The 13,868-nt window shown below is 37.2% G+C and carries 13 protein-coding genes; 4 read left to right on the forward strand and 9 right to left on the reverse strand.

Annotation, left to right across the window (positions count from 1 at the left end; translation table 11 throughout):
- Positions 1-18: 18 nt before the first annotated feature.
- Positions 19-177 carry a DUF1328 domain-containing protein gene (locus ACH3O9_RS00490; RefSeq protein ID WP_416443288.1) on the reverse strand — a complete coding sequence of 53 codons (159 nt, stop codon included), beginning with the start codon at positions 175-177 and terminating at the stop codon, positions 19-21.
- A gap of 226 nt (positions 178-403) precedes the next feature.
- On the opposite strand from ACH3O9_RS00490, the gene ACH3O9_RS00495 reads away from it, so the two are divergent.
- Positions 404-1,135 carry an XRE family transcriptional regulator gene (locus tag ACH3O9_RS00495; RefSeq protein ID WP_416443290.1) on the forward strand — a complete coding sequence of 244 codons (732 nt, stop codon included), beginning with the start codon at positions 404-406 and terminating at the stop codon, positions 1,133-1,135.
- Positions 1,136-1,190: 55 nt separating this feature from the next.
- Here ACH3O9_RS00495 and ACH3O9_RS00500 read toward each other — a convergent pair whose 3' ends face one another.
- The 6 genes from ACH3O9_RS00500 to ACH3O9_RS00525 form a co-directional block, all read right to left on the reverse strand.
- Positions 1,191-2,078, reverse strand: coding sequence for a hypothetical protein (locus tag ACH3O9_RS00500; RefSeq protein WP_416443292.1), 888 nt, complete (start codon positions 2,076-2,078; stop codon positions 1,191-1,193).
- Between the two features lie 116 nt (positions 2,079-2,194).
- Entirely contained in the window at positions 2,195-4,465 is a 2,271-nt protein-coding gene (locus ACH3O9_RS00505) for an aconitate hydratase (protein WP_416443294.1), read from the reverse strand.
- 256 nt (positions 4,466-4,721) lie between these two features.
- Positions 4,722-5,675, reverse strand: a complete 954-nt coding sequence (locus tag ACH3O9_RS00510; protein ID WP_416443296.1) for an AAA family ATPase — start codon at positions 5,673-5,675, stop codon at positions 4,722-4,724.
- Positions 5,676-5,677: 2 nt separating this feature from the next.
- The gene (locus ACH3O9_RS00515; RefSeq protein WP_416443298.1) at positions 5,678-7,102 is read right to left on the reverse strand and encodes a peptidylprolyl isomerase; all 1,425 of its coding nucleotides are present in this window, start codon (positions 7,100-7,102) and stop codon (positions 5,678-5,680) included.
- Positions 7,086-7,940 (reverse strand): peptidyl-prolyl cis-trans isomerase, encoded by an 855-nt coding sequence (locus tag ACH3O9_RS00520; protein WP_416443300.1) that lies wholly within the window; start codon positions 7,938-7,940, stop codon positions 7,086-7,088. The genes ACH3O9_RS00515 and ACH3O9_RS00520 overlap by 17 nt, the downstream gene beginning before the upstream one ends.
- Positions 7,941-9,896 carry a peptidylprolyl isomerase gene (locus ACH3O9_RS00525; RefSeq protein WP_416443302.1) on the reverse strand — a complete coding sequence of 652 codons (1,956 nt, stop codon included), beginning with the start codon at positions 9,894-9,896 and terminating at the stop codon, positions 7,941-7,943.
- Positions 9,897-10,049: 153 nt separating this feature from the next.
- On the opposite strand from ACH3O9_RS00525, the gene ACH3O9_RS00530 reads away from it, so the two are divergent.
- Together ACH3O9_RS00530 and ACH3O9_RS00535 are read left to right on the forward strand one after the other, a co-directional pair.
- The gene (locus ACH3O9_RS00530) at positions 10,050-10,301 is read left to right on the forward strand and encodes a hypothetical protein (protein WP_416443304.1); all 252 of its coding nucleotides are present in this window, start codon (positions 10,050-10,052) and stop codon (positions 10,299-10,301) included.
- 137 nt (positions 10,302-10,438) lie between these two features.
- On the forward strand, positions 10,439-10,945 hold the full coding sequence (locus tag ACH3O9_RS00535) for an OmpH family outer membrane protein (protein WP_416443306.1): 507 nt from the start codon (positions 10,439-10,441) through the stop codon (positions 10,943-10,945).
- 77 nt (positions 10,946-11,022) lie between these two features.
- On the opposite strand, the gene guaB is transcribed toward ACH3O9_RS00535, so the two are convergent.
- Complete coding sequence (gene guaB, locus ACH3O9_RS00540) at positions 11,023-12,495, reverse strand: IMP dehydrogenase (protein WP_416443308.1); 1,473 nt, start codon at positions 12,493-12,495, stop codon at positions 11,023-11,025.
- A 231-nt stretch (positions 12,496-12,726) separates the two neighbouring features.
- On the opposite strand from guaB, the gene ACH3O9_RS00545 reads away from it, so the two are divergent.
- Entirely contained in the window at positions 12,727-12,975 is a 249-nt protein-coding gene (locus ACH3O9_RS00545; RefSeq protein ID WP_416443310.1) for a hypothetical protein, read from the forward strand.
- A gap of 7 nt (positions 12,976-12,982) precedes the next feature.
- Here the strand turns inward: ACH3O9_RS00545 and ACH3O9_RS00550 are convergent, their stop codons facing one another.
- A complete protein-coding gene (locus ACH3O9_RS00550; RefSeq protein WP_416443312.1) occupies positions 12,983-13,849 on the reverse strand; it encodes a hydroxymethylglutaryl-CoA lyase in 867 nt (288 codons plus the stop codon).
- Positions 13,850-13,868: the final 19 nt, after the last annotated feature.

Raw genomic sequence — 13,868 nt, forward strand, 5'->3', positions numbered from 1 at the left:
CTGCTCAATGCACCTGGATCATTGGGCAAAATTACGTATCAGTACAACTACAAATAGTACGATGAATATATAGAAAATCACTTTTGCTATGCTGGCAGCAGCACCTGCTATTACTCCAAAACCCAATACTGCAGCGATAAGTGCTACAACTAAAAAAATAACAATCCATTTTAACATCAGAAATCTGTTTTTAGAATTCAACTGAAATTAATAAATAAAAATAATATTTAAATTTTTATAAATAATTAATATTACCCTAATATTGTTAAAATTAATTAAATTATTCTTAGAATTCCTAACTAACATTAAACAAATCTATAATTAATAACAATAATCCCTAAAAATTATTTTATATTTGTCGAAATTATTATAAGTAGAATTTCCAACTCCTCAATTACAACACATGTCAATTTCAAATCAATTAAAATCTTTACGAGAATCTGCCGGGTACTCTCAGAAAAAAGTATCAGGTGAACTAGGTATCACGCAGGGAGCCTATTCCCTCATTGAAAACGGACAAAACTCTATTACAACAGAACACTTGCTTACTTTAAGTGGCTTGTATAGCGTCCCCACAGATTTTATCTTAAAAGGATCTAGAAACTCGATCATAATGTCTACAAATAATGGCTTTGTCCCTCTTATTAATGTAGAAGCTCGAGCTGGTTTTGTAGAAAACCGGGATAATGATGAATGGATGGGTGCTCTTGAAATGTTTAAGATACCTGGATTTGAACCGGCTCATGGCCAAAAACTTTTTGAAGTAGAAGGTGATAGTATGATCCCTACTTTAATGCACGGTGATATTTTAATAACTCAAAAGGCTGATGATCTAACTGAGATTTTAGATGGTTCTGTTGCTGTAATAGTAACTGAAAAATCTGTGCTTACTAAGCGTATCAAGAAAGACCTTAATAACAATGCTATTATTCTTATAAGCGACAACAGCAAATATGAGAGTATAACTTACTCGTTAAATAACGTTATTGAGATATTGATCGTGCGTGGCAAAATTACCAGTGCATTAAACATTATAGATATGGACGCAAATAAACGCGTTCAGCATCTAGAAAGTCAGGTAGAACGACTTCAACAGGATATGAGCAAACTCATTGAAAAAATAAGCAAACTTTAAAAACTAAAAAATCCCGGTAAAACCGGGATTTTTTAGTTTTAAGCGCGATTTTTATTTAGTCGCTTATAGCTACTGAACCTATAGGAAAAGAAGCCGAATTAAAATTCATAGCATTTAATACAGGAGACAAATCTGTCGCACTCCCATTAAGGGGACGCAAGAAGAATGGCTCTGCAGATGTATCATTTTGAGGCTCTATTGAGATAAAAACATTTTTTCCTCTTAGATCTGTAGGAAATGTTATTCCTGCCGGGGCAACCGTATTATTTAAGAAATCTTCACCAGGAAATGCAGGTGCAGGATTTTTTTGACTACTATAAGGTGCAAAGTCATCTGCTCCTGTACTGCTTGTAAAAGTCCCTGTTGAAACGTAGACATCTCCTTTTGCAGTTGGCAGAGTTACCCAACCCTGATATAACCACCCGGCACCCAGATCTGGCAGTCTAAGGCCCGGTGTTGCAGTATTAGGATCGTAAAAATAAATACCAGATTCATCATTTCCGTTATCAACACCATTTGCATTATCTGTAGGTGTTTTAAGAACAAATTTACCGGTAGCATTACTAAAACTGCCAATTGCCTGTTCAACAGATAGAGTTGCTGAATTACCCATGAAATTTCCTTTAAGAATAACTGAATTTGAAATTCCTGCACTACCGTCATTTCCCGGCTCTATACTTAGCATAAAATTATCTGCCGCATTTAGCATTTGAGAACTAGTTTTAAATTCTTTAGGAAAATTTACATCAGTAAACCGTCCTAATGATACCGGTGAACCTGCAACAGTTATCCATGCTTCGTATTCTGCATTTGAACTCAATTTTTGCAATCCAATAACGTCAAGAGTTAGGGTTGCTTCACCAGATCCTGAGTCATCACTTGAGCAGGAAGTGATAATTGACGCTGTTAATACTAAAAGTAAAATCGTTTTTAATCTATACATATAAACTCTCTTTATTTTATGATATAACGTAATTCTTATTTAACTACGTATTTATTATTCAAAAAAAAGCCAAACCTATAATAGGCCTGGCTTTATTATAAAATTCTAATTGAAATTTAAGCGTTCTGTTTTTTAATCAAATTAAGTGCAGAACCTTCTTTATACCATGCGATTTGCCCCGCATTGTATGTATGATCTGCTTTGATTACATCTTTGCTTCCTTCTGCATGTACCACCTCGATAGTTAATTGTTTATCTGGTGCAAAATCATGAAGATCTATAAAGTTAAAAGTATCATCTTCCTGAATAAGATCATAATCATTCTCATTAGCAAATGTCAACCCTAACATACCCTGTTTTTTAAGGTTTGTTTCGTGAATACGTGCAAATGATTTTACAATTACAACTTTTACTCCTAAATGACGAGGTTGCATAGCTGCGTGCTCGCGAGAAGAACCTTCACCATAGTTATGATCTCCCACCACTACAGTTGATATACCTTTAGCTTTGTAAGCACGTTGTACGCTAGGCACTGCATCATACTCACCTGTCAATTGATTTTTAACGAAGTTAGTTTGATTATTAAATGCATTAATAGCACCTATAAGCGTGTTGTTTGCAATGTTATCAAGATGACCACGGAAACGCAACCATGGTCCAGCCATAGAAATGTGATCTGTAGTACACTTGCCTAATGCTTTTATCAATAATCTGGCCCCCATAAGATTTTGACCATCCCATGGTTTAAAAGGCTCAAGTAATTGTAAACGCTCACTATCGCTAGCAACTTTTACTTCAATACCACTACCATCTTCTGCAGGAGAGATATATCCTGCATCTTCAACTGCAAATCCTTCTGGAGGCAGCTCATAACCACGAGGTTCATCAAGCATTACCTCTTCTCCATCTTCATTGATCAATTTATCAGTAAGTGGATTGAAATCTAAACGACCTGAAATTGCTATTGCAGTTACAAGTTCTGGTGATCCTACAAACGCAAGCGTGTTAGGGTTACCATCAGCACGTTTTGCAAAGTTTCGGTTAAATGAGTGAACGATGGTATTGCGCTCTTTCTCTCCTTGTTTTCCGCCGTAGCGATCCCACATACCAATACATGGTCCACAAGCATTCGCGAAAACTGTTGCGCCTATCTTATCAAAAGTATCAATAAAACCATCCCTTTCAATAGTATAGCGTACAAGTTCTGAGCCTGGAGTTATAGTAAAGTTAGATTTGGTTTTTAATTTTTTATCTGAAACCTGTTTCGCAAGAGAAGCAGCACGTGAAATATCCTCATAAGAAGAGTTTGTACATGATCCTATAAGACCATATTCAACACGTAGTGGCCAGTCATGTGCTTTTGCAGCCTCACCCATTTTAGAAATAGGAGTTGCTAAATCTGGAGTGAAAGGACCATTAAGATGTGGTTCTAATTCACTAAGATTGATCTCTATAACTTCGTCAAAATAAGCTTCTGGGTTTGCATAAACCTCATCATCACCTGTAAGATATTCTTTGATTTCGTTAGCAGCATCAGCTACATCTGCACGATTAGTTGAGCGCAGGTAACGATCCATAGACTCATCATAACCAAAAGTTGATGTTGTCGCACCAACTTCAGCACCCATGTTACAGATTGTACCTTTACCAGTACAAGACATAGAACGGGCTCCTTCACCAAAATATTCAATAATTGCTCCTGTTCCTCCTTTTACAGTAAGAATACCGGCAACTTTTAATATAACATCTTTAGGCGCCGTCCAACCCGAAAGTTTCCCGGTAAGTTTTACACCTATTAATTTTGGAAATTTAAGTTCCCAGGCCATTCCTGCCATAACATCAACAGCATCTGCACCACCTACACCTATAGCAACCATTCCTAAACCACCGGCGTTAACCGTATGTGAATCTGTACCAATCATCATCCCGCCCGGGAATGCATAATTCTCAAGAACAACCTGGTGAATGATACCTGCTCCTGGTTTCCAGAAACCGATACCGTATTTATTAGAAACTGACTCTAGAAAGTCAAATACTTCGTTACTTGTTTCGTTTGCACGTACAAGATCTTTTTTTGCCCCTACTTTAGCTTGTATTAAGTGATCACAATGTACAGTTGTAGGCACAGCTACTTTTGGCTTTCCTGCATGCATAAACTGCAATAATGCCATTTGCGCTGTCGCATCCTGACAAGCAATACGATCGGGAGCAAAATCAACGTAATCTTTACCACGGGTATAAGGTTTATCTGTTGCGCCATCCCAAAGGTGAGAGTACAATATTTTTTCTGCAAGCGTAAGTGGTTTTCCGGTAACAGCTCGTGCCGCATCAACGCGCTCTGCCATCTTACCATAAACCGATTTGATCATATCGATATCAAATGCCATATCTAATTTTATTAATTTAAAAAGTTTTAAAAATACCTACTTAAAAAGTGGTACGAAAGTACGAAAAACAGGGCGAAATATAAAGATTTTGAGTGTAATAGAATGCTGGAGAAAGCATTATGTTAAATTTGAAGAAAACGCAACAAACGCTAAAAAAATAACTATCAATCTGTTATAAAAACAAAGAGATCATTTTATTACTGATTTTAATGCAAAATTATGACGTTATAATTTTAGTTACGAAAACCAAAATCTCCTATAGCAAGTCTGCTATTATTCCTTCAATAGTCAAACCTTCGGCTTCTGCCTTATAGTTTTTAATAAGTCTGTGACGTAAAATACCTTCTGAAACAGCCTGTACATTCTCAATATCAGGAGAATATTTACCATGTAAGGCAGCGTGGGTTTTGGCGGCAAGAATAAGATTTTGTGAAGCTCTGGGCCCTGCTCCCCAGTCTATATAATCTTTTATCAATTGTGGCGCCAACTCAGAATTTGGTCTTGTTTTCCCCACCAGCTTAACCGCATATTCTACTACATTATCTGGTACGGGAATTCTTCTAAGTAGTTGCTGATATTCTACGATTTCTTCAGCCGAAAATAAAGCATTTACAACCGATTTTCTATCAGTTGTAGTCGATTTTACAATATTTACTTCTTCCTCATAAGTAGGATAAGTAAGATTAATTGCAAACATGAATCGATCCAGCTGAGCTTCTGGTAAAGGGTATGTTCCCTCCTGCTCAATAGGATTTTGGGTTGCAAGTACAAAATAAGGATTACCTAAAGGATATTGTTTACCGGCAACTGTAACGGCATGTTCCTGCATTGCCTCAAGTAAAGCAGCCTGAGTTTTAGGTGGCGTACGGTTTATCTCGTCTGCAAGTATAATATTTGCAAATACGGGACCTTTTAAAAATTTAAAGTGTCTGCTTTCGTCAAGAATTTCAGATCCCAGAATGTCGCTGGGCATAAGATCTGGAGTGAATTGTATACGCTTAAAGTCTAATCCCAGCGCTTTTGCGATAGTATTAACCATTAAGGTTTTTGCCAGCCCGGGAACACCAATAAGCAAAGCGTGACCTCCGGAAAAAATTGAAATGATGATCTCATCTACAACCTTATCCTGCCCTACAATTACCTGTGCAATCTCTTGTTTAAGGGTTTTATATTTATGTACAAGGCCATCAATAGCCGCGACATCAGACATACTTATTTTTTTAGCCAGTTATTCTTGTAGTCGCAATCACGGTAATCGCCATTAAGCTTGATGTAAGTTTCGGCAATCTTTTCATTTTGCCATTTCTGCACCGCTTTTATTTGTTTCGCTTGTAAAGCCAGATTTTTAATCTTCACATAATCCTGAGCAAAATCTGCTTTGTGCTCTTCTACACGATCTGAAACTGTATAGATCTCATATCGCGTGCGACCTGTACGTGTAGGATTGTTATATACCTGAGAAATATCACCTACTTTTAGATTTTGAACTTTAGGATAAATGTCTGGATCCATATTTTTAAGTTCAAACATACGATCTTGTGTTACCGGGTTTATCATAATACCTCCATCGCTCGCTGTTTCTTTCTCATCTGAGAATTCTTTTGCCGCATCTGCGAAAGTAAGCTCACCAGCTTCTACACGTTTCTTAATCGTATCTATAAGGTCTTTTGCTTTTTCTTCAGACTCTTTTGTAACCTTAGGAATTCTTAGAATATGACGTAAATCTATCTTTTGTCCTTTTATTTTATCAACCTGAATTATATGAAAACCAAATTCTGTTTCAAAAGGTTCACTTACTTCACCTTCCTGCAAACTAAATGCTACATCTCTAAATTCTCTTACCAGACTTGACTTACGCGTCACGTCTCTCATAAGTCCACCATCTCCTCTTGAAGATTCGTCTTCAGACCAAAGAACAGCTTTAGTTGCAAAACTGCTTCCGTTCTCTACAATATCTCTTCTATAACCATTAAGTTCATCAATAACCTTTTGCTTTTCAGCTTCGGGAACTTCCGGCTCGATCAGGATTTTAGAAATCTCCAGTTCTACACCAAAAACCGGTGGGTCTGGCTTTAAAACGTCATTGTAGTAACTTCTAATTTCTTCCGGAGTTATCTCAATATCTTCAACGATCTTTTGTTGCATCGCTTTAGCCAATTCCTGGTTCATATTGAGCTCGTACAGATCTTTATCAAGATCTTCCATTTTCTCCTTACGATAGAACTTTAATAAACGCTCTTCAGAACCATTAAACTGTTGTAAGAAATATGCGATTTGTTGATCTGTATAAGATCTAACCTGCGATTCTGGTACGTCAATACTATCTATTACTGCCTGGTGTGCATATAACTTATCTTCCATAAGCTTATCAAGCAATTGGCATTTACCCACACCGTCAGAAACACCCTGACTTTTTAAGGAGGCTAAAGCTTGCGAAATGTCGCTGTCAAGAATCACGTACTGCCCTACTACTGCCGCTACACCGTCTACTTTAAAACCCTGCGGTTTTTCAGCTTTCACTGTGTCTTGTACAGTTGCACTTGCTACCTCTGTTGTGTCTACAACTTCCTGCGCAGTTATACTAGAAAAATTAACCAGTATTGCTAATACTGCTGCTGCTTTAATTATAGATCTCAAATTGTTTGTTTTTAATTGCATCTTTAGTAATATCCTTTTCCAGTTGTTTTACCAACTCCAACTTACGTTTATTTAAAATTATCTGTTTCACTGTAGGCACCACATACTCTAAAGGTGCATACTCATTGCGATTTAGCTTATCATTTATAGCGACCAAATATAACCCTAATGAATCACGCAATTGCAGAAAATTAGTAATATTTAAATACCGCTCTTCATTTTCAGGGGTTATAGGTTTTATCGTATTTATAACCTTATCCTTACTTACCCAGATAGAATCATTAAGATTATAAGACTGAAATTGTACTGCTATAGAATCGAGGTACTTTTTATCTTCTGCATTATATCTTATAAATCGCTCTTTTATTGTCCGTATATTATAGTCTGTATCGTTTATCTGAATAAACCGAAGTTTTAAAAGCTCCTCATTAAGTCTAAAATTTGCTTCATTCTCCTCATAAAACTCTTTTACCTCTGCGTCACTAATTGCAGAATCAAGACTTTTTTCTACTAATACATCTTTATACGCCTGAGAGTAGAGATCTGTTTTGTACTGCTCTACCAGATCATCAAGACGCTGCTGATCACTTATATTAATATTGCGCTTAGCACCATCTATTAACAACTGCTGCGTTGCCCATCTGTTTATAAAACCATTCACAACAAGTGAACTATCTTCTACACTCATTTCTGGTGTTACTAAAGCCGATACATCTTCCTGATACAAATAATTCTCATTTACTCGAGCTACAGGTACTCCAGGATCTTCCTTCTTAAAATAATCGCACGATGTAAATGCAAAAAAACATATCATTAAACTAAGGACTGAACTCTTCATTTATCGTGACAATTCTTGCTTTATTTTATTAAAAACTTTCTCGTTCACCTCAATATCGTGAGTAGCTGCAAGATCATCCATCCACTTTTTCTCCAGTTCCTGCTGGAAATCGTTTATTACTTTTCCCTTAATTTCATTAAGTGTTTGGGTACTTTCAGGAATGATCTCTTTTAAAACAACAACACTATAATCACCTTCTTTATATATTTTAGAAACTCCTGAAACAGGCATATATTCTTCCGGAAGCAATTTATCTTCTAGTGCAACTTTTTTATGAGTTATAAAGATATTTACCTTACCACCTTTGTTTATTGTTTTCTTTATTTCTTCTGTAGAAAGTCCTTTTTTGAGTAGTCCTCTGGCTTCACTCGCTTTATCCAGATCTGGTGAACTCGCTACAATGACATCGTAACGCTTAGGCCAGGTATATTGAGCTTTATGTTCTTTATAAAAAGCCGAAAGACCTGTAGTGTCATTTTTTGCAGTGTTCCAAATCTTCTCTTCCATTAAGGCAAAAATTAAAACACCCTCTTCATATTCTTTTACAACCTTGGCATATTCAGGATTTGCCTCTTCTAAATGTGACTGATAATATTCTTTTAAAACAATATTCTCAAAACCCTTATAAAGCTGTGCGATTGCATCTTCACTTCCCCAATCTTGCTTCACATTTGCCCATCGCTGTAAATAATCTGCAAAATTACCGTACGTATAAACAGCATCTTCAACTTTCACTGCCTCTTTACTTCGCTCTTCCGGCGAAAGAGCAGTCTGCCAGCTTTTCATTTCTAAAAAAAGTGTTTTCAATTTCTGAAAATCGGTAATAAAATCGGGGTTTTTAGTCACTTTATACCGATTTTTCAACTTAGATACCAAAGCCTCACTTGCGAGTTGTGACCTGCTGTCATTTTTTACTTTGCTCTCAAGATAGGAACGCATTTCTGCTAACGAACTAACTGGGTATTTCTGAATGAGCTTAATAATATGCCAGCCTTGTTCAGACTTAAATGGTTTACTTATTTCATCAGGTTCCTTAAGAGAAAAAGCCACTTCTTCAAATTTTGGACTATTAAGAGCACCTGCACCAAATCTACCTAAATTACCACCTACTCTTGCTGTTTTAGAATCGTCACTATAGCGCCCGGCTAATGTTTCAAAAGATTCTCCCTGCATTAATTTCTGGTAGATCTCATTAATACGGGTTTCAGGATCTATACTTTCATCTTTTTGATCAAAGACAACCATTATATGAGCCACCTCAACCTCGCCCTGAGATTTTTTGCGATCTGTGACTTTTAAAATATGATAACCAAATCTGGTCTTTACAACATCTGAAATTTCGCCAACAGGCGTATTATAAGCAGCCACTTCAAAAGGATAAACCATTTTAAAGGCATTAAACCAGCCCAGATCACCGCCATTATTTGCAGCAGAAGGGTCTTCACTTTCCACTTTTGCCAGCGCTTCAAAATCGGCACCTGCTATGGCTTTTTCGCGTATAGCTTTAATTTTTTCAAGCGCTTGCAGTGTATCTTCTTTTGTCAATACATTTTGCAAGCTTATCATAATATGGCTTGCGCGCACTTCATCTACACTATGCTCATAGGCTTCTTTTACTAAAGCATCTGTCACCGGCCCATCTGTCATGTAGTTTTGAGCGAGCTGCGCCTTGTACCCATCTAATTCCTGGGTAAGATCTTCACGCTTGTCAAGACCCAGATCATAAGCCTGTTTAAGCTTTAATTTGTAGTTCTTAAAAAGCTCTAGATAAGTAGAAAGTTCTCGTTGTTCCTGATCTTCTACAAGATCAATATTTTTAAGGTAAACCTGTTTAAACTCGTCTGCATAAACCGGGTCGCCATCTATCGTCATCAACACCTGATCCTGGGCATGTAAAATTGACGCAGCGCAAAAAACGAGAAAAAAAGAGAAATATTTAATTTTTGTAAATCGCATAAATAGTGAGCAAAAATAACAATTAAAAGCTGTTCTACAACGCTGCCGCAATAGCTATATTGCCATTTTAGTTACTATGGTTAAATAATCATGGTAATTTGCAGGAAAATCAAACTTAAAATTTCTGGCACGAGAATTGAATATTCAAAAACTATGGCAAAATTAATTAAACTCATCTGGGACTTTAAGGGCCCGGAAGCAGCTAAAATAGCAGAACATCACAGTAAGCATTTATTAGATTACGCTAATAGCGAAAAGCACCTCAATAAAAATCTAATTGGGACTGAAGCGATAAACAATATGCAAAGTCTCGCATATATTGTTGTAGAAGAAGAGCAGATGCGCGAAGTACGTGATCGCTTAAAGCCTCATCGCGGTGAATACTTTGAGCAACCCACTGATTAAAGAATAATTACTAAATGCTTTGACAGGTAAGCTGCTTTTTTATCTTTGCCAAACTTTATTTAATTCATCTTTTAGAAAATCAATTAACCCCTGCCGGATTTAACGTTAATCATGCCGGTTTATTTAAAATAACAGAAATGAAAAAATTATTCTTACCACTTGTTATTCTTTTTGTTAGTTTCAGCTCTTTTGCTCAAACTAAGGTAGGTACTGTAGACAGTGATCTTGTATTAGCAAGCCTTCCTGAACTTATTAAAGTACAACAAGACCTTGAAGCATACGGTGCTGATCTTGACAAGCAGTTTAGCGACTTAGTATCTAAATATCAGGAGAAGGTTAAAGCATATCAAAGCGTTGAAACTACTGCTACAGATGCAGAAAAGAAAACTAAGCAACAAGATCTTGCAGGCTTAGAGCAAGACATCCAGAAATTTCGTCAAAACTCTCAGGGTTTGATCCAGATCAAGCAAAATGAGTTGATGCAACCACTTTATGAAAAAGTAGGTAAAGCTCTTGATGAAGTTGCAAAAGCACAGAACTATTCTCAAGTACTTACTTTAAATTCTGGTGTAGGTTATTTTGACCCAACATACGATCTTACACAAGCTGTAGCAGATAAGTTAGGTGTGCCTTTAAAGCAATAAAACACCCGATTTTTGATACAAAAAAGGAGCTTTTCATGATGAAAAGCTCCTTTTTTATTTTATATAATTCAATCTCATTACCTGCTGTAATTAGGAGCTTCTTTAGTAATTGTAACATCATGTGGATGACTCTCATGAATACCGCTTGAAGTAATTTTTACAAACTGCGCTGTTTCTTTAAGCGTGTTTATATCTTTAGATCCACAATATCCCATACCTGCACGCAGACCACCTATAAATTGATGAACACTTTCATACAACTCACCTTTGTAAGGCACACGACCTACAATACCTTCTGGTACTAGTTTTTTAATATCATCTTCAACATCCTGAAAATAACGATCTTTTGAGCCTTGTTTCATGGCCTCAACAGAACCCATACCTCTGTAGGTTTTATACTTTCTACCTTCGTAGATAATCGTTTCACCTGGAGATTCTTTAGTTCCTGCAAGAAGTGAGCCCAGCATCACGCAGTCTGCACCGGCAGCGATCGCTTTAGGAATATCACCTGTATATCTAATTCCGCCATCTGCGATAACAGGCACTCCGCTGCCTTTAATTGCAGCGGCAACTTCCAGCACCGCACTAAATTGCGGAAAACCTACACCTGCAACTACACGGGTTGTACAAATAGAACCGGGACCTATACCTACTTTTACAGCATCTGCACCGGCATCTACAAGATATTTAGCTGCTTGCGCTGTTGCGATATTCCCCACAACAACATCTAGATCTGGGAATTTTTTCTTCACTTCCTTGAGCACCATTACCACACCTTTAGTATGACCATGAGCTGTATCTATTACCACCGCATCAACACCTGCATTTACAAGTGCTTCTGTTCTGGCTACAGCATCGCCTGTAACACCTACGGCTGCAGCAACGCGTAAACGACCGTACTGATCTTTATTAGCTATAGGCTTCTGGGTAAGCTTTGTAATATCTCTAAAGGTTATAAGCCCTATAAGTTTATTTTCTTTCGTGACAACGGGCAATTTTTCAATTTTGCTTTCCTGCAGAATATCTTCTGCATCTGCCAGAGAAGTACCTTCTGAGGTTGTAACAAGATTTTCACTTGTCATTACTTCAATAATGGCTCGCTCGTTATTCTTTTCAAATCTTAGATCCCGATTTGTCACAATACCTTTTAAGGTACCTGCTTCATCTACAATGGGAATCCCGCCAATGCCATGCTCTGCCATACTGCGTTTAGCATCTTTAACCTTAGCCGTAAGCGGCAAGGTCACAGGATCTATTATCATCCCACTTTCTGCACGTTTTACCCGGCGCACTTTTAAGGCTTGCTCCTCAATGGTCATATTCTTATGAAGAACACCTATGCCACCTTCCTGAGCAATAGCGATTGCCATTCTCGACTCTGTCACAGTATCCATAGCAGCTGATACAATGGGCACATTGAGTGAAATGTTTCTGGAAAATTTTGATTGAATATTTACTTCTCTGGGAAGAACATCAGAAAAGGCTGGAACAAGGAGTACGTCGTCGTAAGTTAGACCTTCTCCAATTATTTTAGATTCGTGAGCCGTCATCGCAATTAAGATTTAATTGCGTGCAAATGTACAGTAATAAAGCGACAGTTATGGGATATATAATTTTAAAATCTGCCTCTACAGGTGAAAAATCGGTTGAAAACGTTAAAAATCGGGGGTGATTTTTAACGATATTCTTATGCAATCTAAATACAAACTATTGAAAATATGATAGTTAATTCTAACATATGAATCATTAAGCTTAACTTTAAAAGAGAAAACTAAAGAACTATGGCCATTAGATTAGGAAATAGCTGCGTAAACTGCAATCATTTTGTTGAAGGTGAATTTTGTACTGAACATGAAACGTCTGTCACTTCAAGACATACCTGTGATAGTTTTGATATGATCATGATGTTAAAAGATGACCCTAACTGCACTACTTGTGCGCGTTATCAAGGGCCCACATGTGCTCATCCTCAAAAAGCTGCACCCGGAATGTTATGCTCACATTGGGCACCACAAAATGCGGTAGCTTAAAAGCGGTTTAGTGATAATTTAAAAATATTTTTGAGGCTTCATTATGAGCGCTCTCAAAACTCATTGTGCGTATACCCGTTTCAGCTTTTACAGCAGAAAAATATGACAGCATCTTTTCAGTTGGCATATTCCCCGTAAGTTCATCTTTCGCCATAGGGCAACCTCCGTAACCTTGTATCGCTCCGTCAAAACGTCTGCATCCGGCTTTATAAGCGGCATCAACTTTCTCATGCCAGGATGAAGGTGTGGTATGTAAATGAGCCCCAAATTCTACCTGAGGAAATTTTGGAATAAGATTAGAGAACAAATAAGTTATGGTTTCAGGATCTGAAGTACCCACCGTATCTGAAAGGGAAAGTATTTTTACCCCCATTTTTGCCAGTTTTTCAGTCCAATTTCCTACTATTTCGACATCCCAAGGATCACCATAGGGATTACCAAAACCCATAGAAATATAAGTTACAACTTCTTTATTATTTTTATCTGCGAGTTCTAGTATTTCACTTAAAACCTCAACAGATTCTGCAATCGTCTTATGCGTATTACGCATCTGGAAGTTTTCTGAAATACTAAAAGGATACCCTAAATAACTTACTTTCTCAAAATTTACCGCGTCCTGCGCTCCTCTTACATTGGCCACGATAGCAAGTAATTTAGTGTTTGTGTGACTAAGGTCGAGAAGCTCAAGAACTTCACTGGTGTCACTCATTTGTGGGATCGCTTTAGGCGAAACAAAACTGCCAAAATCTATGGTATCAAAACCGCAACGCAATATTGACTGAATGTACTGTGCTTTTGCTGTAGTAGGAATAAATTGTTTTATTCCCTGCATTGCATCACGCGGGCATTCTATGATTTTAATAGTTTCGGGCATATATTTAATTGTAACATCA

The organism is Leeuwenhoekiella sp. A16, from assembly GCF_047946675.1.
Classification (GTDB): Bacteria; Bacteroidota; Bacteroidia; order Flavobacteriales; family Flavobacteriaceae; genus Leeuwenhoekiella.

Coding starts and splice junctions, on each gene's coding strand:
- ACH3O9_RS00490 (WP_416443288.1), bottom strand. CDS start 177: ATGTTAAAATGGATTGTTATTTTTTTAGTTGTAGCACTTATCGCTGCA.
- ACH3O9_RS00495 (WP_416443290.1), top strand. CDS start 404: ATGTCAATTTCAAATCAATTAAAATCTTTACGAGAATCTGCCGGGTAC.
- ACH3O9_RS00500 (WP_416443292.1), bottom strand. CDS start 2,078: ATGTATAGATTAAAAACGATTTTACTTTTAGTATTAACAGCGTCAATT.
- ACH3O9_RS00505 (WP_416443294.1), bottom strand. CDS start 4,465: ATGGCATTTGATATCGATATGATCAAATCGGTTTATGGTAAGATGGCA.
- ACH3O9_RS00510 (WP_416443296.1), bottom strand. CDS start 5,675: ATGTCTGATGTCGCGGCTATTGATGGCCTTGTACATAAATATAAAACC.
- ACH3O9_RS00520 (WP_416443300.1), bottom strand. CDS start 7,940: ATGAAGAGTTCAGTCCTTAGTTTAATGATATGTTTTTTTGCATTTACA.
- ACH3O9_RS00525 (WP_416443302.1), bottom strand. CDS start 9,896: ATGCGATTTACAAAAATTAAATATTTCTCTTTTTTTCTCGTTTTTTGC.
- ACH3O9_RS00530 (WP_416443304.1), top strand. CDS start 10,050: ATGGCAAAATTAATTAAACTCATCTGGGACTTTAAGGGCCCGGAAGCA.
- ACH3O9_RS00535 (WP_416443306.1), top strand. CDS start 10,439: ATGAAAAAATTATTCTTACCACTTGTTATTCTTTTTGTTAGTTTCAGC.
- guaB (WP_416443308.1), bottom strand. CDS start 12,495: ATGACGGCTCACGAATCTAAAATAATTGGAGAAGGTCTAACTTACGAC.
- ACH3O9_RS00545 (WP_416443310.1), top strand. CDS start 12,727: ATGGCCATTAGATTAGGAAATAGCTGCGTAAACTGCAATCATTTTGTT.
- ACH3O9_RS00550 (WP_416443312.1), bottom strand. CDS start 13,849: ATGCCCGAAACTATTAAAATCATAGAATGCCCGCGTGATGCAATGCAG.